This window comes from Streptomyces sp. NPDC033845, from assembly GCF_055576225.1.
Window position 1 is genome coordinate 382,272 of sequence record NZ_JBVIRI010000006.1, and the last position, 24,547, is coordinate 406,818.

21 protein-coding genes and 4 pseudogenes are annotated in these 24,547 nt (G+C 68.5%); 11 read left to right on the top strand and 14 right to left on the bottom strand.

What is annotated here, in order from left to right; genetic code table 11:
- Window positions 1-171: 171 nt before the first annotated feature.
- Together ACZ50K_RS16405 and ACZ50K_RS16410 are read right to left on the bottom strand one after the other, a co-directional pair.
- A pseudogene (locus tag ACZ50K_RS16405) lies at window positions 172-370 on the bottom strand (hypothetical protein); the annotation flags it as partial.
- A gap of 23 nt (window positions 371-393) precedes the next feature.
- Complete coding sequence (locus ACZ50K_RS16410) at window positions 394-1,764, bottom strand: NAD(P)-binding domain-containing protein (RefSeq protein WP_468903135.1); 1,371 nt, start codon at window positions 1,762-1,764, stop codon at window positions 394-396.
- 427 nt (window positions 1,765-2,191) lie between these two features.
- Between ACZ50K_RS16410 and ACZ50K_RS16415 the strand changes: the two genes are divergently transcribed.
- Together ACZ50K_RS16415 and ACZ50K_RS16420 are read left to right on the top strand one after the other, a co-directional pair.
- Window positions 2,192-2,560, top strand: a complete 369-nt coding sequence (locus tag ACZ50K_RS16415) for an ArsR/SmtB family transcription factor (protein ID WP_468903137.1) — start codon at window positions 2,192-2,194, stop codon at window positions 2,558-2,560.
- Window positions 2,557-3,054: a GNAT family N-acetyltransferase gene (locus tag ACZ50K_RS16420; RefSeq protein ID WP_468903139.1), complete on the top strand. Its 498-nt coding sequence runs from the start codon at window positions 2,557-2,559 to the stop codon at window positions 3,052-3,054. The genes ACZ50K_RS16415 and ACZ50K_RS16420 overlap by 4 nt, the downstream gene beginning before the upstream one ends.
- Before the next feature lie 6 nt (window positions 3,055-3,060).
- Here ACZ50K_RS16420 and ACZ50K_RS16425 read toward each other — a convergent pair.
- The 3 genes and pseudogenes from ACZ50K_RS16425 to ACZ50K_RS16435 all read right to left on the bottom strand — a co-directional run bounded on the left by ACZ50K_RS16425 (window position 3,061) and on the right by ACZ50K_RS16435 (window position 4,942).
- Window positions 3,061-3,797: pseudogene (locus tag ACZ50K_RS16425) on the bottom strand (FAD-dependent oxidoreductase).
- Complete coding sequence (locus ACZ50K_RS16430) at window positions 3,794-4,576, bottom strand: aquaporin (RefSeq protein WP_468903245.1); 783 nt, start codon at window positions 4,574-4,576, stop codon at window positions 3,794-3,796. The pseudogene ACZ50K_RS16425 and the gene ACZ50K_RS16430 overlap by 4 nt, the downstream one beginning before the upstream one ends.
- Before the next feature lie 51 nt (window positions 4,577-4,627).
- Entirely contained in the window at window positions 4,628-4,942 is a 315-nt protein-coding gene (locus tag ACZ50K_RS16435) for an ArsR/SmtB family transcription factor (RefSeq protein WP_468903141.1), read from the bottom strand.
- 101 nt (window positions 4,943-5,043) lie between these two features.
- On the opposite strand from ACZ50K_RS16435, the gene ACZ50K_RS16440 reads away from it, so the two are divergent.
- From ACZ50K_RS16440 to ACZ50K_RS16455, 4 genes are all read left to right on the top strand, one after another.
- Entirely contained in the window at window positions 5,044-5,463 is a 420-nt protein-coding gene (locus ACZ50K_RS16440; protein ID WP_468903144.1) for an arsenate reductase ArsC, read from the top strand.
- Between the two features lie 174 nt (window positions 5,464-5,637).
- Window positions 5,638-6,042, top strand: coding sequence for a hypothetical protein (locus ACZ50K_RS16445; RefSeq protein ID WP_468903146.1), 405 nt, complete (start codon window positions 5,638-5,640; stop codon window positions 6,040-6,042).
- A 917-nt stretch (window positions 6,043-6,959) separates the two neighbouring features.
- Window positions 6,960-7,475 (top strand): transposase, encoded by a 516-nt coding sequence (locus ACZ50K_RS16450; protein ID WP_468903248.1) that lies wholly within the window; start codon window positions 6,960-6,962, stop codon window positions 7,473-7,475.
- Between the two features lie 432 nt (window positions 7,476-7,907).
- A complete protein-coding gene (locus ACZ50K_RS16455) occupies window positions 7,908-8,396 on the top strand; it encodes a DUF6882 domain-containing protein (RefSeq protein ID WP_468903148.1) in 489 nt (162 codons plus the stop codon).
- Window positions 8,397-8,726: 330 nt separating this feature from the next.
- Here ACZ50K_RS16455 and ACZ50K_RS16460 read toward each other — a convergent pair whose 3' ends face one another.
- The 3 genes from ACZ50K_RS16460 to ACZ50K_RS16470 all read right to left on the bottom strand — a co-directional run bounded on the left by ACZ50K_RS16460 (window position 8,727) and on the right by ACZ50K_RS16470 (window position 12,370).
- Window positions 8,727-9,179 (bottom strand): hypothetical protein, encoded by a 453-nt coding sequence (locus ACZ50K_RS16460; protein WP_468903149.1) that lies wholly within the window; start codon window positions 9,177-9,179, stop codon window positions 8,727-8,729.
- A 659-nt stretch (window positions 9,180-9,838) separates the two neighbouring features.
- A complete protein-coding gene (locus ACZ50K_RS16465) occupies window positions 9,839-11,041 on the bottom strand; it encodes an IS110 family RNA-guided transposase (RefSeq protein WP_468903151.1) in 1,203 nt (400 codons plus the stop codon).
- 252 nt (window positions 11,042-11,293) lie between these two features.
- Entirely contained in the window at window positions 11,294-12,370 is a 1,077-nt protein-coding gene (locus ACZ50K_RS16470; RefSeq protein ID WP_468903152.1) for an IS630 family transposase, read from the bottom strand.
- A gap of 412 nt (window positions 12,371-12,782) precedes the next feature.
- Here ACZ50K_RS16470 and ACZ50K_RS16475 point away from each other — a divergent pair, with 412 nt between their 5' ends.
- On the top strand, window positions 12,783-13,382 hold the full coding sequence (locus tag ACZ50K_RS16475) for a hypothetical protein (protein WP_468903154.1): 600 nt from the start codon (window positions 12,783-12,785) through the stop codon (window positions 13,380-13,382).
- Here the strand turns inward: ACZ50K_RS16475 and ACZ50K_RS16480 are convergent.
- From ACZ50K_RS16480 to ACZ50K_RS16495, 4 genes and pseudogenes are all read right to left on the bottom strand, one after another.
- Window positions 13,352-16,309, bottom strand: a complete 2,958-nt coding sequence (locus ACZ50K_RS16480; protein WP_468903156.1) for an ATP-binding protein — start codon at window positions 16,307-16,309, stop codon at window positions 13,352-13,354. The genes ACZ50K_RS16475 and ACZ50K_RS16480 overlap by 31 nt on opposite strands.
- Window positions 16,310-16,418: 109 nt before the next feature.
- Window positions 16,419-16,571, bottom strand: a pseudogene (locus ACZ50K_RS16485) (histidine phosphatase family protein); the annotation flags it as partial.
- Window positions 16,572-16,638: 67 nt separating this feature from the next.
- Window positions 16,639-16,791, bottom strand: a pseudogene (locus ACZ50K_RS16490) (histidine phosphatase family protein); the annotation flags it as partial.
- 46 nt (window positions 16,792-16,837) lie between these two features.
- The gene (locus ACZ50K_RS16495; protein ID WP_468903158.1) at window positions 16,838-16,975 is read right to left on the bottom strand and encodes a DUF6479 family protein; all 138 of its coding nucleotides are present in this window, start codon (window positions 16,973-16,975) and stop codon (window positions 16,838-16,840) included.
- Between the two features lie 734 nt (window positions 16,976-17,709).
- On the opposite strand from ACZ50K_RS16495, the gene ACZ50K_RS16500 reads away from it, so the two are divergent.
- Entirely contained in the window at window positions 17,710-18,063 is a 354-nt protein-coding gene (locus ACZ50K_RS16500; protein ID WP_468903160.1) for a PRC-barrel domain-containing protein, read from the top strand.
- Window positions 18,064-18,228: 165 nt separating this feature from the next.
- Here ACZ50K_RS16500 and ACZ50K_RS16505 read toward each other — a convergent pair whose 3' ends face one another.
- Window positions 18,229-19,038: a polyphosphate kinase 2 family protein gene (locus tag ACZ50K_RS16505; protein WP_468903162.1), complete on the bottom strand. Its 810-nt coding sequence runs from the start codon at window positions 19,036-19,038 to the stop codon at window positions 18,229-18,231.
- A 1,127-nt stretch (window positions 19,039-20,165) separates the two neighbouring features.
- On the opposite strand from ACZ50K_RS16505, the gene ACZ50K_RS16510 reads away from it, so the two are divergent.
- From ACZ50K_RS16510 to ACZ50K_RS16520, 3 genes are all read left to right on the top strand, one after another.
- On the top strand, window positions 20,166-21,098 hold the full coding sequence (locus ACZ50K_RS16510) for a helix-turn-helix domain-containing protein (RefSeq protein WP_468903165.1): 933 nt from the start codon (window positions 20,166-20,168) through the stop codon (window positions 21,096-21,098).
- A gap of 129 nt (window positions 21,099-21,227) precedes the next feature.
- The gene (locus ACZ50K_RS16515; RefSeq protein WP_468903167.1) at window positions 21,228-21,428 is read left to right on the top strand and encodes a hypothetical protein; all 201 of its coding nucleotides are present in this window, start codon (window positions 21,228-21,230) and stop codon (window positions 21,426-21,428) included.
- Between the two features lie 63 nt (window positions 21,429-21,491).
- Window positions 21,492-21,638: a hypothetical protein gene (locus ACZ50K_RS16520; protein WP_468903168.1), complete on the top strand. Its 147-nt coding sequence runs from the start codon at window positions 21,492-21,494 to the stop codon at window positions 21,636-21,638.
- 875 nt (window positions 21,639-22,513) lie between these two features.
- Here ACZ50K_RS16520 and ACZ50K_RS16525 read toward each other — a convergent pair.
- Window positions 22,514-24,541, bottom strand: coding sequence for a hypothetical protein (locus tag ACZ50K_RS16525; protein WP_468903170.1), 2,028 nt, complete (start codon window positions 24,539-24,541; stop codon window positions 22,514-22,516).
- Window positions 24,542-24,547 lie beyond the last annotated feature (6 nt).

The window sequence follows — 24,547 nt, forward strand, 5'->3', positions numbered from 1 at the left end:
GTGGGTTGGGTGCACACAGGGCGCCGCCGGTTCGAGGCACTCGGCGATGGAGGGCGCCGACGGCAGCTCAACTCTGCTATCGCAGGCGGGCTTTGGGCATGCGGGTGCATCCCTAGCGGATGAGACCCGTCTCCCTGTGGCTACCCCAGGGTGGCCGCTGCCGTCCTTGGGTGCGGCGGAGGACGCGGCCGTGGTCAGGCCGGCGGGCCAGCCGGTGGCGCGGGTGATGGCGCGGGTGATGGCGGGGTTCGGGACGGGGAAGGCGTAGTGGAGCACGCCCCAGCTGGTGATCTGCGTGACGCACAGGGCGGGCAGCACGGGGCAGCACGGCGCGTGGCCGCGACCGGACCCCCGTCCCGGTCGCGGCCACGCCGGCCTTGGTGTTCGGGACCGTCAGCGGCCGCCGGAGGAGACCGCTGCGGGGGCGCCGATGGGCAGGGTGGCCGGGGTCGCGCAGCAGCCGCCGCCGGTCTCCTCCGCGGTTGAGGGCTCGTCGAAGAGCCCCGCGCCGCCGCACACCCCGGTCTCGGGGAGGGTCAGTTCGACGCGCTCGGCGGCCTCCCGGTCGCCGGCGAGGTGGGCGGCGATGGAGCGGACCTGCTCGTAGCCGGTCATGGCGAGGAAGGTCGGCGCCCGGCCGTAGGACTTCATGCCGACCAGGTAGACGTCCTTCTCGGGGTGGGAGAGCTCGTTCACGCCGTGGGGGTAGACGGTGCCGCAGGAGTGCTGGTTCGGGTCGATCAGCGGAGCCAGCTCCACCGGGGCCTGGAGGCGCTCGTCGAGGCCCAGGCGCAGCTCGTCGAGGAAGGACAGGTCGGGGCGGAAGCCGGTCAGGACGACGACCTCGTCCACCGGGTCGAGGCGGCGGCCGTCCTCGCCGACCAGGACCAGGCGGCCGTCGCCGTCCCGCTCGAAGGCGTCGGTGCGGAAGCCGGTGACCGCGTCCGCGTAGCCGCCGTCCACGGCGGCCTTCGCGGCCAGTCCGAGGGCGCCGCGGGCGGGCAGCTGGTCGGCGTCGCCGCCGCCGAAGGTGGAGCCGGAGATCCCGCGGCGCAGGATCCAGGTGACGTGGGTGCCGGCACCGTCGTCGGACTTGGCGAGGTCGGCGAGGTAGGCGAGGGCGGTGAAGGCGGAGGCGCCGGAGCCGATGACGGCGGTGCGCTTGCCCGCATGGCGGGAGCGGACGGTCGGGTCCTTCAGGTCGGGGACGCGGTAGGCGATGCGGTCGGCGGCGGCCTTCTCGCCGAGGGCGGGCAGTCCGCTGCCGCCGGCGGGGCTGGGGGTGGACCAGGTGCCGGAGGCGTCGATCACGGCGCGGGCGAGGACGCGCTCCTCGCGGCCGTCGGTGTGTTCGATGTGGATGACGAAGGGCTGGCTGTCGCGGTCGGCGTCGACGATGCGGTCGCGGCCGGTACGGGAGACGCCGGTGACGCGGGCGCCGAAGCGGACGCGGTCGCCGAGGACGTCGGCGAGGGGCTGGAGGTAGCGCGCGGCCCAGTCCCCGCCCGTGGGGTAGGAGGCGGCATCCGGCTTGACCCAGCCGGTGGGGGCGAGGAGGTTCTCGGCGGCCGGGTCGACGACCTCGCCCCAGCGGGAGAACAGCCGTACGTGGGCCCAGTCGCGGGTAGCGGCTCCTGCGTGGGTGCCGGCCTCCAGGACGAGGAAGTCCAGGCCGCGTTCTTCGAAGTGGGCGGCGGCGGCCAGCCCGGCGGGACCGGCCCCGATCACGACGACGGGCAGGTCGGTGGTGGCAGGCGCGGTCATGGTCGGCTCCTCATTGCTTCGATGTCTGTCGATGGCTTGATGTGATCAGCGTGGCACTTGTTTCGACATGTGTCAACATAGACATTCATCGAATCAAAGGGGCTGTTGATGGAGCGTGCCGACGTGGCGGTCATCGCGGCCTCGGGGAGCTGTCCGGCGAACCCCACCGGCCCCGGGCGGCGAGGGCCTGGACGGCGTCCCGGCCGGCCGCGTCCTGGGGCCCCGCCGGCCCGGCCGGTCAGGGACGACGGCCGCTACCGCGCAGCCGTCGCCGCGGGGACGCCGGAGCGGTGGCAGGTGCCCGCCGGGCACGATGGCGGCGAGGTGGTGGCGTCGGACGCGACGCCACGCGGGAGGCCCGGTGCCTGGCGCGGTACCCGCTGTGAGGCGCCTACCCGGTTGATTCGATGTGTGTCAACATAGATGTATGTCGAATGTGAAGGTCCCGCCGCTGCTGGAGCCCGAGGTCGTCGCGTGCTGCCCGCCGCTGAACGAGCGCCCCATGTCCGCGGACGAGGCCGAGGTCGCGTCGAAGATGTTCAAGGCCCTCGGCGACCCGGTCCGCCTGCGCCTGTTCTCCGCCGTCGCCTCCCACGAGGGCGGAGAGGCGTGCGTGTGCGACATCTCCGACGTCGGCGTCTCCCAGCCGACCGTCTCCCACCATCTCAAGAAGCTCAAGGAGGCCGGGCTGCTGTCCTCCGAGCGGCGCGGGACGTGGGTGTACTACCGGGTCGAGCCCGCCGTCCTCGCCGCGATGGGCGCGCTCCTGTCCGGAGCCGCGAAGGCCGCGGCGTGAGCCGGGTGCGGATCGAGGCGCTGCTGCCCGAGCACGCCGAAGAGGTCCTGGTGATCTACCAGGCCGGGATCGACGAAGGCAATGCCACCTTCGAGACGCAGGCCCCGGAGTGGACGGCGTTCGACAAGGCGAGGATGCCCCGGCACCGGTTCGTCGCCCTGGACGACGGCGGCACCGTGCTGGGGTGGGTCGCGGCCAGCGCGGTCTCGGACCGGTGCGCGTACGCCGGGGTGGTCGAGCACTCCGTCTACGTCCACCCCGGCGCCCGCGGCCGCGGCGTTGCCCGCGCGCTGCTCGACGCCCTGATCGCCTCCACCGAGGCGGCGGGGATCTGGACGATCCAGTCCGGGATCTTCCCCGAGAACACCGCCAGCCTCGCCCTCCACGGGCGAGCCGGCTTCCGGGTCATCGGCACCCGTGAGCGGATCGGCCGCCACCACGGCACGTGGCGGGACGTGGTCCTGCTGGAGCGCCGCAGCACCGTGGTGACGTGAGGCCGGTCAGCTGAGCAGGTCGCGGATCTCCCGGGCGGCCTCGAGGACCGTCCGTCCCACTCCGATCAGGGTGGCGGAGGCCGGGCCGGTCCAGTCGCCGTACCCGACGAAGTGCAGCCGCGGGTCCTCGGCGGCGCGGGTGCCGGTGGTGGCGATGTGGCCGTGTTCGCCACGCAGGCGCAGGCGCAGGCCGGCGAGGTGGGCGAGGGCGGGGCGGAAGCCGGTGGCCCAGACGACGGTGTCGGCGTCCTGCCGGGTGCCGTCCGCCCACTCGGCGCCGGTCGTGGTGAGGCGGGTGAACATCGGACGGGCGGCCAACAGCCCGGCGTCCCGGGCGGCGCATACCGGGGGTACGGCGACGATGTCGCCGAGGGAGGCGACGCCCCCGGTGTCGGTCTCGACCCGGAGCAGGGCGCCTTCGTCGTGGACCGCGTCGACCCACACCCCGTGCTGGACGGGCAGTTCGTAGCGCTTCTCGTAGTCGGCGAGGTAGGCGACCAGGTGCACGGCGTCGGGGTGGGTCTGGCCTTCCTGGACGGGTATGAGGCGGCCTGGCAGGGAGGAGTAGGCGGCCGGGGAGAACAGCCGCAGCGAGTCCCAGGTGTGCTGCGAGGCGCCGCCCGGGGCCGCCTGGGCGTCGAGGACGACGTGCTCTACGCCCAGGCGGCGCAGGTGGTAGCCGGCGGCGAGCCCGGCCTGGCCTGGCCGCCACCGATCACCACCACATCCGTGCGCTGCGTCATGCCGCCGACGACCCCTCGGCGCCCTTGCCGTCCATGAAGATCAGCGCGACCAGCGCCAGACCGGCCACGGCCCCGAGCAGCTGCATGCCGATGAAGGCGCCGACCGAGGACGGCGCGATGCCGGCGAAGGTGTCGGTGAACGCGCGGCCGATGGTGACGGCGGGGTTGGCGAAGGAGGTGGAGGAGGTGAACCAGTACGCCGCGCCGATGTAGGAGGCCACCGCGACCGGGGCGAAGCGCAGCCGGTCCGTACGCGCCAGACCGAAGATCAGGAGGATCAGGCCCGCGGTTGCCACGACCTCGCCCAGGAGCAGGTTCCCGGCGGAGCGGTTGTGGGTCGACCACTTCACCAGCGGCTGCCCGAACATGGCGTCCGCGAGGATCGCGCCCGCGATCGCGCCGACGATCTGCGAGGGCAGGTAGACGGCGAGTTCGCGGGCGCTGACGCCGGCGCCTCCGCGGCGGGCACTCCACCACTCGGCGAGGCTGACCGCGGGGTTGAAGTGGGCGCCGGAGACCGGGCCGAGGAGGGCGATCAGGACGCCGAGGCCGAAGACGGTGGCGGTGGAGTTGGCCAGCAGTTGCAGCGCGATGTCGTCGGTCAGCTCGGTGGCCTGGATGCCGGAGCCGACGACGATCGCGACCAGGGCGGCGGTCCCGACCAGCTCCGCGGCCGCCCGGGCGACCAACGGCTTACGGGGCGGGGTCGCGCCGGGCGCGGGCTGCGGCGACTTCGCGGCAGCTATGACGTCGCTCGCGGCGGGTTCGGTGGCGGTCAAGGCGTGGTTCTCCTCGGGCAGGTGAGGCAGGGCGGGCATGGCCGCGAGGGCCTATGGGCAGGACCGCTTCAGGTTCGCTTCTGCGGTGGACCGCGCGGTCGCCGCAAGGCTGGCGAACTGACCGGCCAGGGCTTCGATGACCTCGGGGCGCAGGCGGTAGTAGACGTACCTCCCGCAGGGCTCCGTCTCCACGACCCCGGCCTCCCGCAGCACCTTCATGTGGTTGGAGAGGTTCGTCTGCTTCGCACCCGTCTCCTCCACGAGGTGGGTGGTGCACAAGGTCTCGCGGGCGAGGAGGGTCACGATCCGGAGCCTGAGCGGGTCGGCCAGAACCCGGATCAGATCAGTGTCGACTGACGTCATCATGGACTGATACTGTCACATCATCGAGGGCTGATACCAGCCCGGGCTGAATCATGCCGGAAGCTGATGGCGTGCCGCAGCCTGCCTGCCGTGAAGGAAGAGCCATGTCTGCCAGCCCGCTCGCGTCCGTGCTGTTCGTCTGCGTCCACAACGCCGGCCGCTCCCAGATGGCCGCAGGATTCCTGCGCCACCTCGCCGGAGACCGCGTCGAGGTCCGCTCGGCCGGCTCCCTGCCCGGCGACCAGATCAACCCCTCCGCGGCGGCCGCGATGGCCGAGCTCGGAATCGACATCTCCGACCAGACCCCCAAGGTCCTCACCGCCGAGGCCGCCCAGGCATCCGACTACATCATCACCATGGGCTGCGGCGACGCCTGCCCGTACTTCCCCGGCAAGACCTACCTCGACTGGCAGCTCGAAGACCCCGCCGGCCAGGGCGTCGATGCCGTCCGGCCCATCCGCGACGAGATCAAGAACCTCATCGAGGGCCTCATCGCCGAAATCGACGCGAAGCAGCAGGGCTGATCCGGCGACCGGGACGACCATCACCGATGACGGCATACGCGACGTCGTCACCATCGGCTCCGGCCCCGCCGGATACACCGCCGTCCTCTACACCGCCCGCGCCCAGCTCGGGCCTCTGCTCTTCGGCAGCAGCAGCTTCGTCGGCGGATCCCTCACCACCACCGAGGTCGAGCCATGGAGGAAGCCACCTTCCTCAAGATCTGCTTCGCCTGCGCCGTCGACAGCGAAATCGCCGAGATCAAGGAGGCGGGCGGCATGCTCTCCGGTGTCGTCCTGCGGGACGACTTCACCGGCGAGCGCCGCGACCTGGACGTGACAGGGCTGGTCATCGCGATCGGCCGCGACCCGCGCACCGAACTGTTCACCGGCCAGGTCGACCTCGACGCCGAGAACTACATCAAGGTGGCCTCGCCCTCGACCCGTACAACACCCCCGGCCTCTTCGCCGCCGGCGACGTCGTTGACCACACCCACCACCAGCCATCACCGCCGCCACTCTGGACGCCGAGCGCTACCTCACCACCCCCAACACGGCGCACGCAGAGCCGGAGACCGCCGCAGTCCCTGCGTGATGACATGAGATGGCGCTGCACCAGGTCATGGAGCGCGCAGCTCAGGGTGGCATGCCGGAAGAACACGTCCGCTCGGCGCTGGGCGGCCTCAGCGCCGCTGGACTCATAGAGACTTGCCCGGCCTCCGGACCTGAACGGCAATCGGAGGGACGCGGCTCGCCCAGTCCAGCTCCGCTGGGGCGGGGCGTGCCTGGCAGGCCCTGCCGCCGTGGCCCGGCACCGGTGCCGGCCCGCAGAGCACAATTCCCGCCTGCGCGAGCAGATGCTTGGCTTGACCTGATGCGTCATGGATCGCCCGCCCGCCCGCCCGCCCGTCTCCGCCAACCGGCACCACGTGCTTCACTCCCTGGATCTCGGTGCGCCCGTGGTCACGGCCGGCCTCCGGTGCCGAAGGGAAGTCGACGCTCGCGGCCGGCTCCGGGTTGACTGCGGTGCGGCCTGTCACGGGACGACGGATTGGAGTAGCGGCTACTCACTGCTTCCGGGGCATGCCGATGATCGAATGGCGTTGCGCGGATGCATACGGTTCCCCCGTTACCGCAGTGGATTACCTGCGGCGTGGTCGTCGCCGCAGGTAATCCACACATCCGTGTCCCGCGGCGGCCACCCTCACGCGTCCCACGTGAGGGTGCTGGCTTCGGCTCAGGGATGCCACCGGAGGCGGACAGTCGCCGTCGGGGGCAGACCACCGGCAGGACACGGCGTGCGGGCGCTGCATGACACTGGGGAGGAGTCCTGCAGCGCCTGCGGCCCCTGCCGCGCCCTGGAGAAGGCGCAGGCCGATCAGCAGGTCTGCGGTGGGTGCGAGGGCGCAGGCGATCGAGGGGGCGGTGTAGAAGGCCAGGCCGGTGATGAGGGGGCGGCGGCCGAGGCGGTCGAAGCTATACGCGTGCATGCTCGCGCGCAGCGGCGTCCTGTTCGAGCCATGCGACGCGCTGTTGTGTACCGACTGCCCGCTGCGCCCCTTCGTGGAGCTGGCGCTCGCCCCCGAGCATGGGCGGCCGTACTCGATCGTCGCTGCGCTGGAGACCGGCGGGACCTCGTGGACAGCACCGCACGACGCAATCCGGCTGGAGCACGGTGCCGACTTGGCCGCGGTCACGGCCGACGAATTCAGAGACGTCGTCCAACGTCTCGTGGACGCCGGTCAGTGGCGCGACGGGGACCGGAGGTCTTGGTCGTGCTGGACACGGGTTACGGCGGGCCCCGCATCGCCCACCTCCTGGCCGACCTGCTCGTGGAGATTCTGGGCAGGCTGCGCTCAGACCGGGTGATGTGTAAGCCCGTTCCGATGCCGTGGTTCCGCCCGCGACAGGGAGGCCGCCCGCCCAAGCATGGCGGTGAGTTCGTCATCGGCCGCCCCGAGAGCTGGGGCGATCCTGACGCGTCACCCGCACGGACACCGACAGGGTTTGGGATGGTGTCCCGTCAAGTGGTGTAGGGGATCAAGGGGCGAAGTCGCAGCTCACTCCAGTGGTCAGCCTTCAGGTCTCAAGATCGAATGACGATGCGTCAGTCCGAGTCGATCGGTACCTCCCACGGCGGCCGGCCGGTCGCCGTGCGCCCGAGATCAGGTGCGCGGGCTCAGCACCGGCGACCACGGGAAAGCTTACTGAGCTGAGCGTGTATCTGCTCACTCCCGCCATCGAACGGTGAATGCCGTGCGCGACCTGCGGATTTCCTCGTTGATCCCCTACACCACTTGGCGGGACATGACCCGCCCGGCCGGCGCATCACCAGCAGACAAGCAAACCCAGACGGACAGGATGAGAGATGCATGTTCCGTCCGGACACTGGCAAGCCCAGGCCCGGCAATCCTGGCCACAGGCCGGGGTGGCAGGATCATGCCGACAGTTCCGCACGAGGAGGCAAGGTGGACGACCGCTCGAAGCATGATCACTCTGGCTGGGAGGCGGTCGTGCTAGCGGCTCGGCAGCGCGCCCGCTCGCGACAGGCAGTCATGGTCGAACGCTTCGGCCTGTCAGGGGACGTGCAGTACGACTGGTCGATGGACGACGCGCAGATCACGTGGTCGCGCGGCGGCAAGGTATTCCTCACCGGCCGACTCACAGTGATCGGCAGCGTCAGTGTTTCCCAGCAGACCTGGCTGTGGTCCTGGGCGAACGAGTCGCTCCCGCACGCCGCCTTGGGCGACATGGAAAGGGTGCGGCAGTTCGGCGAGGAGAACGAGTACCCCGTCCTTCTACGGCCGGGCTTCACGTACGACCCCGAACTTGTTGCTGAGGCTCGGATGGTCGCAGCCTCCGTGCTCGACGCCGAGGGACTCTGGGCGGAGTCACTGGACGACGTGCAACTCCACTTCATGATCCATGACCTAGTGCTCGCTCCCGAGCGACAGTGACGCCGACCCGTTATGCCGCCGTCGTGACACCCAGCTGTGCAGCGTGCCGGTTTGGCAAAGGCTCAATGTCTCGTGTGTTCAGCATCCGGGGTGAAGGCCCGTCGGCTTCCCAACCCCGAGACATCAAGGGGCCCTGCCTTCAAGCCCGCGGCGGGCCGCGATCAGCCGATTGAATTTCCCGTTCGACACCCACAATCCAAGATCGGAACGGCCGCAGAGTGGGACGCCGAGCTACGAGCTCGGCGTCCCACTGAAGTTGGCGAGTTTATTAGCGGTCTGGTTTCTTCCTGCCCGCGGCGGACCCTCTATCGGCTCTTCCGCAACCGTTGACTACCAGGTCCAGTAGACGGAAGTGTTGCTGAAGACCGAGTAGGAATTGATTTCGGCGCTCACAGTTGAATTCAAGAGATGACCGGAGCCGGTGGCCGCGAAGTCGGGCGACTCGCAAGAAGCCCAGTATTTCGGCTTGATCGTATCGAAGTGACAGGCAATCATATTGACAAAACCTTCTCCAGTGACGATATCGATATCGTTCAGGTAGGAGGGGCTCAAGCTATAGATGTAGACCTTGGCGCTGTAGGATTTCTGACCGAGGAAATTTGTCTTGGTAACGAGGCAAGTCTTGCTGGTAATCGCACCGGTGACAAACTGAGGGCCGGCGAAGATTGATTCCAGCCCACACTGTTCTGGATTGCCTGCTGCTGCCGCAGGCGTGGCACTAAGCAGTCCAAGACCCATCACCGAACTCACCGCAATAGTGAGGATCCTGCTTCGCGTCTTCATAGAGAACTCCTCAATGAGTGCACACCTGCTTGAGTGTGCGCTCTGAATGACTGGTGGGTATCCATCTGAACCAGGAACGCTCCTTCAATATGGACACCATGACAGACGCCCGCATTGGGGGTACCCCCCGAAAGATCTGCCCCGATCCAATGGTTCTCGGACGGCCACAGCCTTCGCCGTGCCGGGCATCTGATGCAGCGTTGGGGGGTGCCCCTATCTGGTTCGTCAAGGTGGCGGGTTAGGTTGCTGGTGATGTCAGCTGGGGAGGGAGATGCGGTGGGGCGGCAGATGGAGGGCCCAAGGGGCGGACCGTCGAAGAATGGCGGGACATCTATGACCTGCTGGATGTCGTTCGGCAGCGGCCGAATGCATGGCTGCGAAACGGCTCATTGCAGGAGCTGGCGGTGATGATGTTCGGCTACCACCTCGCCCTTCAGGTCCACGATGTCCACGAGGCGTTCGAGTTCCACCGTGGAAGTGGAGGGTTTACCTCTTGGCTCGGCAGGACCCGTGGATGGTCGATGGCGACAGGGTGGGACCCTGCGATCATGGAAAACCTGCCTGGCGAACCTCCGCTTGAGGCCTTCTTCCGGCTTGTGGACGAGTACCGAGAGTTCGCAGGTCAGCAAGGGTCGTAAACCCCTCGGCCTGGTGTGTGCTCAAACTGAACGCGCGGGTTGGGGTTCGTAGAAGGTTCCGTCGCGGAGCATCGCGAACAGCACGTCGGCCCGGCGTCCGGCGAGGCAGAGTAGGGCTTGGGTGTGGTGCTTGCCCTGGGCGATCTTCTTGTCGTAGTAGGCCCGCGATGCCGGGTCGCCGAGGGTGGCGAACGCGGAGAGGAGGAAGGCACGTTTGAGCTGTTCGTTTCCTCTCCGGGAGGGCTGTTCGCCGCGGATTGATGAGCCCGAGCTGCGGGTCGCCGGGGCGAATCCGGCGTAAGCGGCGAGGTGGCCGGCGGTCGGGAAGGTGCTGCCGTCGCCGACCTCGATCAGGATCCTGGCTCCGGTCCTGACGCCGACTACCGGCATCGAGGTCAGGACCTTCGAAAGAGGGTGGGCCTCCAGCGGTTCCTCGGTCCGCCCGGCCAGCAGCTTGCGCTGGTCAAGGACAGCGGCCAGCGAGCCTGCGAGGCTCGGGACGATCAGCGCGGCCGCCTCGGTCCCCGGAACGATGACGGTCTGCTCGTCCAGGGCGGAGAAGATCTCCTCGACCAGCCGCTCGGTCATCCGGGGCGCCTTCGGTCGCAGCAGGGTGACCAGCCGCCGCCGTCCGGCCTTGCGTATCTGGACCGGTGACCCGAACCTTTCGAGCAGCGTGAGGACGTCCGGGTGCTGCAACCGCGGCCCAAGGACTCGTTCCAGCGGCGGGTGGATCTGGGTCAGCAGGCCGTGCAGCCGGTTCGCGACCCGGGTGGCCTCGCCGGCCAGGTGATCGTCGAAGCCGACGATCATCTCCAGCTCGGCGATCGTTTCGTCCTCGCCGTCGATGGCCCGCAGCGTGTGGGGCATCGCGCGGGCGGCGTCGGCGATGATGAACGCGTCCCTCGCGTCGGTCTTCGCCTTGCCCGGGCAGAGGTCGGCGATCCGCCGCATCGTGACCCCTGGCAGGTAGGCGACCGGGCAGCCTATGTCTTGCGCAACGGCCAGCGGCAGGACGCCAATCGAGGCCGGCTGGTCGACCACGACCAGCACCGTCCCGTGCTTGGCCTGGAGTTTCGCGAACAGCTCACGGAGCTTGGGTTCCGTGTTGGGCGGGCGTTTGTCGAACGCCTTCTTGCCGGCCGGAGTGACGGCGGTGGCGTGGTGTTCGCCCTTGCCGACGTCCAGGCCGAGAAAGAGGTCGATGGTGCTGGTGTCGATCACGTGCAGGCCCCTCCATCACGCCTTCGTACGGCCTTGCCTCGGCACCGAGCTGCCACATCCACGTTACGGAGAGCTCTTCCGGCTCGGGTGAAGCCGGTGCTCAAGGCCCTCATCAGCGGTCCGTCGATGCCTCCGGGCCCGGTGACACCACCCCCCGGATTATGAACAACAAGGGGGGAAGTCATGCCGGACCCGAAGGCCGGCAGCCCCATTGCGGAGCCATGAAGAAGGTAACGGGGGGTACTGAGGATTTCAGTGTGGGGTCGGTGGGTTGATGGCCAGACTGGTGGCGGTGAGGGAGCCGTCGATGAGGTGGGGTCGGACTTGGATTCTGCGTAACTCGCGGCGGAGGGTGCGGTCGAGGTCGTCGGGGGTGTCGAAGGCGGTGTTGGCCATCGCTCTGCGCACGAGGGACCAGACGGCTTCGACCGGGTTTAGCTCTGGCGTGTATGCCGGGAGGCGGATGGTGGTGAGCCAGTCGTGCTCGGCTTCGTAGCGTTTCAGCCCGGCGGCCAGGTGGGTGTTGAGGTTGTCCCAGACCACCACGATCGGGCCGTTGAGCTGGATGTGTGCCCGCACCAGCAGGTCGCGGTAGTCCTTCCAGGAGAACCTCTTGCGTGCCCCTTTGAGCAGGAGATGGGTGCGGGGCCGGTGGATCAGTCGGCTCTTCTCACCGGCCTTGTAGCAGCACAGCGCGGCGACCGAGGTCCGGCGGCGGGACCTGCCACGCACGCGGATGACAGGGGTCTGTCCCCGCCGCCCCCAGGTTCGGGCGCGGGGCGGAGTCATCGAGAGGCCGGCTTCGTCCTCGAAGACGATCCAGGCCCCGGAGGCCGCCGCGAGGCTTTTACCCGCGGCCACATCTCCTTCTTCCACAGCTCCAGCTCCACCGCGTGCTCGTCGCGTTCGAGGGCTCTGCGGGCGGGTGCCTGCCACGACCAGCCGTGCCGCTTCAGCAGCCGCCACACCGGTCACCGACAGGCTCACCCGAAGACGCCGCCGGATCAGCGTCTGGACCCGGGCCAGGGTCCAGCGTTCGTCTTCGAAGCCATGCGGGGACGGGCCCTTGCCGAGTTCCTCCTCGAGTACGGCGAACTGTGCATCGGTGACGGTCGGGGAGTTCGCCGGGCCTCCTGAGCGCAGGGCCTCCATGCCGCCCGCGCGCCAGGTACGACGCCAGCGTTCCACCGACCGCACCCTCACCCGCGGATCCTTCGCGACCACCGCGGTCTTCTCGCCCGCCGCGAACCTGTCGCCGGCCTGAAGCCCGATCCCCTCACGAAACGCCCGACGCTCAGCGGTCAGGCCCCCACCCTCCGGATACCTCACCTCACCGGCATACCGCAGGAATCATGAACCGTCACCACCCGACGACAACCCGAAAACCTCAGTGGTCGGTTCTCGGACGGTGGGTTTGAGCAGGCGGTACTCATCTTGGATCGGAGTGTCGTAGGGCCGGTAGGACGGCAGGGTCGCATCCCGGGGGTGTCGCTGTTCCCTCGCGCCAGTCCCAGGGGTGGTGTAGGGGGTTTCCCTAGTGGCATCACGGAGGCTCTAGCCGAATCTGGGTCCAGGAATTCGATCTCCGGGAATCTAGGCGTCGAGAAGCCGGTCAGTTCTCAGGGAGATTTCTGCCGCTCGTCGGCTGGAACGCGGGTCGGAGAAGAGAAGGGAGAGTGTTGTGGCACGAAGTGAAATCGCCTCAGGACCTTCGAAGAGATCGGGGGGAGCCATACGGTTCGTGCTGGCGGCCGTCGTGCTGGCGGCCGGGGCGTTCGCCACATCCCAGCCGAGTGCCGGGGCGGTGACACAGGAGACCCCGGTCCAGGCCGTTCATCGGGCCGCTTCGCTGCTGAGCCCGCCGTCTTTCGATCCGGCCCGGGTGAAGTGCGGAATGTTCGCCGGATCGCAGTCCAGATGCCTGAGGATCGCGAAGAAGTTCTTCGACGAGGAATTCATTCCGCAGTACAACCTGATCCTGGCGAATGATCCCGCCGCTTTCGAGCCTGTGGTAGCGGGGACGGTCCTGATCGTGTCCGATGGCCAGCAGGGCGTCGGCCCCTCGGGGTTCGGGACGCTAGTGGCCCAATTGTTCGGGACCACGTCGTTCGAGGTGGAATCGATCAGCGACCGTTACCATTTCGTCCCGGTCGATGCCCGGTCCGTCATGGTCGTCGGAGACCCTACCTTCACTATCACGGACCTGGCCGGCGGGAACACGACCAGGACGCTCGACCTCGTGGTGAGCGAACTCTACCGACGGACGGACGCGACTCCGCGCGGCTGGGAGATCGTCGTCGCCCAGAACACCTACAAGGACCCCTTGCTGGGCCTGCCGTAGTCCACCGGGTCGCCTCGGCCCCAGGTCTCCGCTCCATCGCCCGGAACCCGGCCCGCGGTCGTCCCACCGTACGGTGGAGCGCCCCCGGGCCGCTGGGCCCCGCCCGTCAACGCGTCGGACAACTGCTGGCGCCTGGTGACCCCCAACTTGCGGTAGACACTGGTGAGGTGTGTCTCCACGGTCTTCGCGGTGACGAAGAGGGCCTGGGCGATCTGGCGGTTGTTCGCACCCTCCGACGCGATTTCCGCGACCCTCCGCTCGCTCGGCGTGAGGGATTCAGGACCTGAGATGTGGATCCGCCTGGGCCGGCCCCCGGCGGCGGTCAGCTCGGACGCCGCCCTCTCGGCCAGCGGCACGGCCCCGCACGCGCCTGCCACGGCCCGGCCGTGAGCGAGGAGTTCACGCGCCTGTGTGTGCCGGCCGTCCTCGCGGAGCGCGACACCCAGCTCGACCAGGCACTTCGCGTGCTCCAGACGGGCGAAACCGCCGGCCAGGAGTGCGGCGGCCTCCTCCAGACGGCGCACGCCCTCGCGCCCGCCGGACACGACGCCGCTCACGCGCAGCGCACGGGCGAGCGCCCGTGGGGCTCTCCACCGGCGGGCGAGTGTGACCTCCTCGTCGGAGAGCGAGGCGGCCTCGGACCTCCTGTCCAGCGCCAGAAGGTTCAACGCCGCTTCCGAGCGCCAAGGCACCGAGGCGGGGTTGTCGCCGCCGTTCGCCGCGAACACACTCCCGGCCCGCAACGCGCTGCGGAGCGCCCCCTCATGGTCGCCGCCCCAGCGGAGGTATTGGGCTCTGGCGTCGTGCAGCCAGTACAGGAGTCCGGAATGCTCCTGATCGGCGTCGATGGTGCGCAGAGCCTCGGCCGCTTCCGGCATACGTCCCTGTTCGAGGAGGATCCAAACCCAGATGGGGACGGCGACGCGCCGCACCATGTGATGGTTCGTCAGGTCCACGATGCGGAGCACTTCGCGGACCTCCAGTTCGGCCTCCGCGAGCTGGCCGCGCCAGAGCCAGCACAGAGGGCGGTAGAGCGAGGCCAGCGGCAGCGCGGCGAGCGAGCCGCTGCGCCGCCCGTCGCTTACGGCCCGGTCCATGGCGTCCATGGCTTCCTGATCGTGATCGGACATCAGGAGACTGAGCCACGCTCCCGTTATCGTCCCCTGGGCGTTGGACAAGCGAAGCCGCCCGTCGGCGAGCGCGGATCGGGCGTGGTGCACGGCTGCGGGATCGGCGCGCCAGGTACACATGCCCGCGATCATGGACTCCAGAGCGTGCGCCCCGATCGTTTCGGCACGCGGCAGCTCGATGAGTTCGGACAAGGAGCCGGACATGTGCTCCTGACCGCCTGCTGTGGGAGGGAAGCAGAGCAGATTTCCCTCCAGCGCCCTGCGCAGATCGTCTTCATCGGCCGGCAGAGCGTCGCGGGCCTCGCGGGCCACCGCGACCCCCTCCGGGGTGCGGGAGAGGTAGTGCAGCGCCATGCTCAAGGGGACCGCGATCCGACCCCGCTCGTAGCGGTCCGTGGTCAAGTCGAGTGCCTTGGTCAAGTACGCGACGGCGGCTGCCAGATCTACGCCCATCGCGGCATGCGCGGCTTCGGTGAGGGTCTCCACGAGGACCGCGGGGGAGGGAGGCTCGGCCAGCGCCCGGTGAAGGTAGAGGTGCGCGCTCTCTGCCGCTCCCCTGTGCTGGGCCTCGGCGGCTGCCTCGCGCAGCAGCGTGACCACCTGCTGGTCCGAGTGGGGCGGTATAAGCAAGAGGTGTGTGGCAACCTGTACGGCGCCGGCGTTCGCCTCTTGCAGGAGGGCCACGGCCCGCCTGTGGGCGACCGCCCGATCGGCCTCGTCGATCAGACCGTACACCGTCGAACGAAGCAGGGGATGCGAGAACCTCAGCCGTCCGATCGTCGGCGCCTCGCCGGTGCCGATCGGGCCCAGCAGACCGGCCCGGTGGAGTAGGCCGGCGGTCCCCGCCGTCGCCAGCGGGGAGAGACCCGACAACCGGGCCGCGGTGCCGAGATCCGCGTCGTCACCCAGTACCGCCAGCGCCCTTGCCAGGCGCGAGGCTTCCACCGGAAGCGAAGCCAGCCGGGACCGCACGCTGTGGGACATCACCTGAGAGCCGATCCGAGCCACGACCGGGGCATTGGACGCCACCGGTTCAAAGCCGCCGTCCACCAGGCCGATCAGGGATTCGAGTAGCAGGGGGTTCCCGCAGGCGACTGAATGGCAGGTGTCGAGAAACTCCTCGTCGGCCCGCCCGCCGAACCTCGCGCGGAGCATCCGCACCGAGCCCCTGCGGCTGAGCGGTTGGATACGCAGCAGTCGGGTCTGGTCGTGCTCGATGATCCGTGTCAGGAGGGCGTCGGCACCGGGCTCGTCCGGACGGGTGCCGACGGCGACCAGGACGGGCAGTTCATGAAGCCGCTGTTGGAGGAACGCAAGGCATCGCAAGGAGGCCGCGTCAGCCCAGTGCATGTCGTCTATGACGAGCAGCAGAGGCCGCTCCTGCGAGAGGTTGGCGACCAGCCAGTAGACACTGTGCAGGACCGTGAAGTCGCCCAAGGCTTCGGTGCGGCCGTTCGCGGCCGCTTCCGCGGTGATCACCGAGGAGGCCGGCGCTGCGGCATCAGCGAGCAAGTACGCCCTCTCGGATGCGGTAGCGGCAGCCAGGACTGGACCGAGCAGATGCCGCACCAACCGCATGGGGGAGGCCCGTTCCGTCTCCGTGCAGCGTGCCGTCAGCACTCGTGCGCCGGACTGGTCGGCCTGCTGGGAGACCTCCTCCAAGAGCCGGGACTTCCCGATGCCGGCTTGCCCCTCCATCACGATGACTCCACCGGAACCGCGCGACAGCCGCCGGATCGCGGCCCCGGCCGCGTCGAGCTCTGCTGCCCGCTCCATCAGTTCCCCGGCGAACCTCATTCCTCAAGTATGTACGGACGGCGGACGGTTCAACCGGGCGCCGGCCAATTCCGTCACTGTCTGACAGGCCGATGTTGTGGTCGACCAGACGAACGGTCCTGCCGACGTCCAGAGTCGTCCAGTGGGCGTTGGAAGGATATCCCGGTGCCTTGACGGAGGCTGGCGGCAGGCCCAGGAGGGCGGCTGTCGCCGTGTGCAGGGTCCCGGCGTGGCTGACGACGATCAACGTTCCGTTCGGCGGGATCCGCTCCAGCGCGCCCATGATCTCCACCGTGGACCGCCGGGGCGACGGCTTCCCGGGACCCTTCGGCGTCCCCGGCCGGATCGGCTCTGTACCTCCACCGCTCGAACTCCAGTCGGTGGCGGGCCATGATCTCGTCGACGGTCAGCCCCTGCCACTTCCCGACCTCCATCTCCCGCAGCCCCTCCCGGGTCCGCAGGTCGCGGGAGTGTTCCGGAGGGCAAGGAACGATCCTGGAGATTCGCTGAGTTACCCCTGCCGCTGCTCGGCCTCGCGCTTAGCCAGTTTCAGTTGATCACGACATGACACAGGCCCCATTTGCGGGCACGTCGGCGGGCGCCGTACCAGAACGCTCCGATGAGCAGGACGACCACGACCACGCCTGCCAGCAGCAGGAAGAACGCGGGGGGAGCTTTCCGCCGCAAGGGGTTCAGAGGAGAGCGTTGCCTACGTGCACCCGTTCCGGCAGCTCCCTCACGGTTCCATGCCTCAAGAGGGCTTGGCAGCCCTCCAGGGCTGGCCGTGCGGCGCCGCGCTGCTTCCGCCCCGGGTCGAAGTGCCCGACAGCGAGCCGACCTCGGCATCACCGACCGGCCCCAGGCTGCGACGGCCGTCGACGGATACCTGCGCGCCTACCGCTCCGGGCCCCTCGTCCGGGAACTGACCCCCGCCCCGCCCCGTTCAGCACCGCAGAGCTCAACCGGGTGGTACGCACCCACCACAGATGACGGCACGCAGGAGTGCCACAGGCCGTCGTCACCACCGACCCCGAAGCCCGCCGCGCACTGGCATCCGCCACCGCGATGGCCTCGCTGGCCGTCCACGCCTCCCGGGCGGCGGGAGCCCTGTCCGAACTCGGCGCTCCGATCGCCGTCGCCGCCGGACCCGCCCGCAGGGTCGGGGTCCCCGGTGACGGCCGGCGCCCCGGAACCCTCGGTCATGCCCTCCGGGCCTTCGGCCTACGGAGCCTCGCGGGATGGCTGGACGCGGGGCCAGGCGGAGGGGCCGGCGGACGCACGGCCGTAATCGCGCGAGGACTCCGTTCGGGTGGCCGCGGGGGCGAATACTGCAGGCAGTGGCGTCAGCGGGCAGGGATAGACGAGTCGTGCGCCGACGACCGGCGCTCTGAGGACGACCCCTGCAGAAGGAGCACTCTGTCGTGTCCGAGAACATGTGGAGCTACCACCCCGAATCGCACTACACGCCCGGAACCAGCCTGGTCGGTTTCAAGGTCGAGGCCAGTGACGGCCACATCGGCAAGGTCGACGAGGCCACCGAGGAGGTCGGCTCCGCCTACATCGTCGTCGACACCGGACCGTGGATCTTCGGCAAGGAGGTCCTGCTGCCGGCCGGCACCGTCGTCCGGGTGGATGTGAAGGAGGAGAAGGTCCAGGTCAACCTGACCAAGGACCAGATCAAGGACTCCCCGGAGTACGACAAGGACAAGCACCGCGGCAACGCCGCGTACCGCAGCGAGGTCGGGAACTACTACGGCCGCAACATGGGCATCTGACCCTCTGCGCACGGCTGCGGGCCCCGCCGCGCGGCGGGGCCCGCAGCCGGTGCTCCCGGTCTCTTGTGAGCTGCTGCCGACCGTCGGCGAGGTCCGGGCCGCCGCAGGCGGCCCTGTGCCCTGGCGGTTCCGGCCAACACCGCTCACATTATGGGTATCGTCGGCCTAGACGGAGTCCTCACCCCCCATCCAGAGGCCGCTGCTGCCATGCCCTCCGAAAGCGCCATGGCGTGCGGGGTGGAGGCCGGGTCCGGTCGGCGGTCCGGCCAGCGGGGTGGGAGAGAGAGCGGCAGGTTCTTCACCTGCCTCCAGAAGGGTGTCGGCGGCACCGACGACGAGCTGGTCGGGCTCACCGATCGCCTCGGGGTCCTTCAGGGCGTAGTCGACCTGCCAGAGCAGGCTGCGCATCGCTTCCAGTCGGCCGCGCCGCTTGTCGTTGCTCTTGGCCACCGTCCACGGCGCCACCGCGGTATCGGTGGCCCGGAACATGTCCACCTTGGCCCGGATGGAGGCGTCCCAGAGGTCCAGGGAGGCGAGGTCGGTGGGGGAGAGCTTCCACTGGCGTACAGGGTCGACCTGCCGGATCGCGAACCGGGTGCGCTGTTCGGCGCGGGATACCGAGAACCAGAACTTCACCAGGATCAGCCCGTACCACCGGCTGCTCTCCCGATCGGTGGGCTCGTCCAGGGCGACGATCCGGGCGCCGCGCGGGTTGAGGCGTTCGGTGAACCGCCGGATGGTGCCGGCCTTGCCCGCCGCGTCCCGTCCTTCACAGACGACGACCACCCGCGCTCCGGTGTCCTTGACCCAGCGCTGCAGCTTGAGCAGCTCGATCTGCAGGATCCGCTTGTCCCGCTCGTACTCCGCGCGCCGGACCTTGCGGTCGTAGGGGTAGCTCTCCTGCCAGGTACGGATCGAAGCCCCGGACGCGTCCAGCAGGACCGGCTGCTCCGGCCGCCGGTCGTCCACACGCACGTAGCCTGTCGTGAAGGCTGGCCACGGCCGCCGAGCCCGGCCGGGCGGGGGCGGATCGGAAAGAGGGCGGGGTGCGGGCGCCGCGGATGACTGGTCTGCCACCCGGCCCCCCTTCCGGAAGACACAGCTGGCCCCGACCCGGGGCGCGGCCAGTGGTGCGTCACGGCGGTGGAGCCGTGCGCCGGGTGTGGTTCAGCGGCGGCGGAAGGAGTCCTTGACGTCTTCCTCGGCCTGGCGAGAATGCCCCTTGATCTGCTCACCGTCGTCTTCGGCGGTCATCGGCTCGTTGCCGAGCGCACGGCCCAGCGTCCCCTTGGCCTGCCCATGGCCTGCTCGGCCTGCGCCCCGGTCTTCTCCGTGCCAGACATCGGGAGCTCCTGCTGATGTGCCGGATGGTCGTGAACGCTTCCGTGCCTCCGATCGCCGCCGGCGAACCCCACGATGACGGACAGGTGCCCTCAGACGACGCCCACGGGGATGACCGAGGATGCCGCGGAAGTCCCGGCCCGTGCCGGCGTCGCCTTCGCCGTCCGACCGGCGCGGTCGGGGTCGGCGGGTAGGGCGGGACTGCCCGAAGAGGAGATGGTCACGCCGGCGGGGCGGGTGTCATCCTCCTGATCAGCCCCGGCCGGTCACCATTCGACGCCCTGCTGAGAGCCGGATCAGGGGCCCTGACGGCCGTGATCATGCTCATGGCGATACGCCGCAAGGAACGCCGGGCGAGCGGTGTCTCGGCCAAGGAACAACACTGTTACTGGCCTGGATGACTGACCTGGATCAGTGTCCACCAGCACCGCCTGCTGCGCCGCATGTCCGACGCGCTGTCTGGGAGATCGACCTCTAGCACCCCAGGTCCAGCCGGGCCCGCGCCGAACATGTGACTGAGTACTCCGCTTGGCGCGTCAGCGGTCGAATTGGCGGCCTGAGCATCCGGAGGCCGGTGTAGGGCTCTCACTTGCCGGGGGGCCGGACCTCCTGGGGCGGGTGGCAGCAGGCTGCCTGGATAGGCCGACGAGCAGACCGACGGTGGCTTCCCTCACGCGTCGGCCGGCCCAGCATCCGGGTGGCTATTGGCCAGGTGTGCACATTGGCCCCGAGCAAAGGGCCCTGACGGGCATGCTGTTGGTATGGACAGCAACCTGGACACAGCCAAGTACGAGGCCCGGCTCGTGGACCGCGCCGAGTCGGCGGGACCGCGCCCGTTGGTAGAGACAGGGCAGGAACAGGCCGCAGGAGCACCCCTGCAAAGCTTGAAGCGCCTTCTACGGCGCCTTCGGGTGGAGCAGGGCCTCAGCGCGGGAGGCCTGGCCCGACGAGCTCGCCTCGGGCGTACCACGACGAGCCAGGCGCTCAACGGGGCGACCGTACCGAGCGAAGCCACACTCGTCTCCTTGGCCCAAGCCTTAAGAACGCCACCAGACCCCCTCCTCGACCTGAGAGCTCTTGCCTGTACGGCTGGCAACACCCCAGCCGATCCGGTCCGGGAGTCCTCCGGCCACACGGCCCGGCCGCCGGTACAGGCCAGGGAACAGATCAGCCGGCTGCCAGGGGGCCCGGAGACCAGATTCACCTACGAGTACCTGGAGCAGCGGCCCACCAACCTGCTCCGCGTGCTCCATGGCAAGTTGCGGGAATACCCGCTGATCGGGCTGAGAATCAGAGTGGTGGATATTCACCGCGCCGTGCAGCTTGACGATCCCGGGCTTCCCGGCCTGATGGTGCAGTGCGCGGAGGATTGTCTCGCGTACAAGGGCCAGATCAAGGGACGTCCCGACGGAAATGAGGTGATGTTTATCCTCATCTACCTCGTCTTCGTGTTCGAGAACCGTTTTCGATACAACGCGGCGAGTGCAGTGTCCTCCGAGGTTTACGATGCCCTATTCTCCGAGGTTTACAGCACGGCTATTTGCTTCTTGGCAGAGTTCGGCATTGACTCATGCGTCTTCCTCCAGCTGAGATCGATCCTCGACATCAGAACGGACGGTGGCGTTAACGCCCCCTGGCCGTTCCTTGATGATGTCGTCTGGGAGGTAGGGCCCTGCTACCTGGATGCCCTTTGATCTTCTGGCAGACATCGGTGTGTTCATCCGTGTTCACCGGTGTTCGTCTTCGACTAGCCCGAATGCCATCGAACAGTGCTTGCGGGACCTTCGACACGTCAGCTTGAGCCCAACACTTCTGGAGTCGTCGTGTCCGATCTCGCCACCGTCCTGCTCGGCGCCGCTGTGGCCCTCGTCCTGGCGGTCTTGGCCGCTATCGCAGCCGGCAAGCTCGCCCGCCTCGACGGGGCCACGTATCCGGCCGCGATCCTGCGGGCGGCGGCAGCCTTCGCCTCGGTTGTGGCGCTCACCGCCGCCGTGACCGCGGCCCTCGCCGCACTGCCACGATGACAGGGCCGGAAAGCGATTCGCGACTGAGCCGACTGCGGTTGCCGAATACCGGAGGACCTGGTGGTGGAGTTCACCGACATCGACTGCCTGGAGATCGACCTCGACGGCTGGCCCCCTGGGGGGAAGCTGCGGGGGAAGCGATTCTGGGAGCGCTGGGCATCATCCCTGCTCAACCCCGCTTTTCCGGCCGATGAGTTTCCAAACGCCTAGGTAGGAGGAGGGTAGGGGTGGGGTTGCGGGTCGTTGCACGGGGCGGCGGTTGGGCTGGAAACAGTGGCGGCCCTGAGGCGGCCGGTCGTTGGCGTGGCGTGAGGTGTTGATCACGGTGCGGGAGGACGGCCGGGTGCGGACTGGGCTGTGGTGGCGGCGGGCTGCTGGGGTCGGGGTCGTGGCGGGTCTGCTGGCCGGGTGCGGCAGAAGAAGCTCCGCACGCGCGGCACGGACACCCGTACCCCAGTGGTGTCGGTGGAGGACGGATCGGGTCCGCTGGAGGCCACGGTGATGGACGGCGCGGACTCCACCGCCTACGAGACCCTGCGCACGGACGGCACGACCGTCCCCCGGCCGGTCGACCTGCGGGGCGGCTGGACCGTCCGTACGGGAAGCCCGCGGGCCTGGCTTTCCGGTGGGGGTCGCCACGGGAGGTGGGGGAAGCCAGGGAGCTGGATGCCGTGGGTGCGGGGGCGGTTTTCGAGGCCGGGGGTGATGAAGGGCTGGTCGATGGGGACTCATCGGTGTCCTGGTCGGTGAAGGTGCCGTTGGTGATGGTGGGGAGGACTCCGAAAGGGCCTTGGGGGTCCGTCCGGCGAACAGCGGCGGATCTTCGACCAGGAAGTGACACCTGATGACAGACGTAAGCGTGTAGGCGGAGGCCGTGGCGGAGGTACAGCCGACGGGGTCGGTGCCGGACGTTCTCGATGACCAGCTGATCAGTCAGCTGGTGGACAAGGCCGAGGCCGGCGGTGGACACGAAAGCCTCCGAGTGCGGTGTGGAGCCTGAACCCCTCCTCGCGTCGGAGGCCTTCGTCATGGCTGAACGGGCACATCACGTTCCCCGGCTCAGATCGTGCCCGTGGTCGATATGGCTAGGGCATCTGCGAGGTCCGGTGGAGGAGGACGTCGCCGCTTGCGGCGATGCCGTCGAGCAGCAGCACGATTCCGTAGGTGCCTGTGGTGGGGGGAACGAAGGTCAGGGCCAGGGTCCCGTCGGGATTCTTGACGGACGCCACGGATGTGGCGCGGGTTCGGATGGAGTTGTTCGTAGGGCTGACGAGGAACATCTCGACGCTTTGCGTCAGTGCCGGGTCGGCGGTGATGGTGACGGATACGTTCTGGACCAGGTCGGTCTGGATGACGGCGGTCTTGTTGGTGGTGGACATGGGGACGGACAGGGAGCCGTTCGTCAGCGCGGTCGCGGACGACTCGACCATCTGGAGCCCGTAGTTCTTGGGCCCGCCGCTCTCACCGACGGCCCTGGTGACACGCGGGTAGTAGTCGCCCAGTGGGCGCTTGCCGGCGTTGGAGTCGATGGCCACGAACTCGCTCTTGGTGCCCGCCGTCGCACTGGTGGCCAAGGAGACCGTCTGAGCCTTGTCGTCGAAGACCCGAAGATCGAAATTGCTGTTCGGCGGATCCATGTGGACGACCGACCACCCGGGCTTCGTCGTGTTGAAACTGAAGTTATGCCCTGCACTGGGCGGCGTCGGCCGGAATACCGTAGTCGAGGTCAGCGGATCGATGAACTTGTAGTCGACGGTGTTCTGGTAGATGGAGGCCAGAGCGCCCGTGGGAGAGACATTGAACCCATCGGCGGTCCGATGGGCCCAGAAGGCGGCAAACGTGTAGTCGATGTGGTTCTGGAACGTCGACCAGATCTTGTCAGGGCCTTCGGAGGACCGGTCCCAGGGGGACTCGTTCACCAGATCGGAGATGTCCCATAGAGCGCCTGTGATGCGCCCTTCCACAGTGTCACCGTTCTCCCACACGGCAGGCGTGGTCGTGCCCCAGGTAGTCGTCTCGAAGTCGTAGGTGTTCCCACCTGGAACCGTTCCCACCGGGTTTTTGTAAACCGACAGCGCCATCCAGGTGGAGAACCCTTCACCCCAGGCACACATGGCTGTGTGCGCCTTGTAGACGTAGTGGGTGGCAGGGCATCCGCTCACGAAATCCGGTGCGTGATTATAGACATCATCCATGATCGCGTGGCCGAGCTCATGCACCATGACCCATGGGTTGTCGATGAAGGCGGCGTCTATCTCGACCTGTTGTGTATTCGGGTCGAAGTGTGCCGCTTCGGTGTTCGTGGAGAGGTTGATCTTCTTCATCTCGCAGTTCGCCGTCTCGTCCGCGTCCCAGCAAACGGTCTGATTCGGGGCGAACCCGGGAAGCCACTGCCAGACATCATTCGCGCGGGCGCTGGCATTCAACGCCCGATTGCCGAGCACGGCGTCCGTGACGGGGAAGGTGCCGAGGTTCGTGGTGCCCCCTGTGACGATCTCGAAGGTGGTGCCGGGTTGCGAAAAGGCGAAGGGCTGTCCGGTAGCAGCGTCAGTGATCGTCCAGGAGGCGTTCTCCGTGAAGAACTTGAGGAAGACATCCTGCCTGCCACCGCTCGGACCCTCGGTGTCGTCCTGCGCGAAGCAAATGTCCGAGGTCAGGTCCTGCCAGTCGACTATTTTCCCGTTCTTGTCCGTACCGCCGTAAGCCAGCAGGTCGGGGGGATCGCCAGCAGCGTCCCGGTCCCACACCTCCACCCCGAGCCACTGGGCAGGTCGACTCACACCCTTTTCATCCTTGTACGTCACATGGCCGGTGATGCGCCCTGCGGTCGGACCGCAGGGCGTCTGAGACAAGTCCTGCAGAGCACTTCTGATCCGTGCGGCAGGTGGCACCGAACGCGGGGCCTTCGGTGCGCCAACTTTCGGCCCGGCAGCCGTTGGCGCTCCGGGGCGGTCGACAGGGGCAGAGTCTGGGGCCGGTGTGGCGGCAGCAGACCCGGCGAGCATGATCAGACCGACCGTTGCGGCCACGATGCTCCCCGAGAGCTTGCCTGTGTGCCTTCGCCGTGCCGTGTGCCGCGTGGCGCGCACCCGGGGCTGGATGTTGTCGTTCACGAGTAC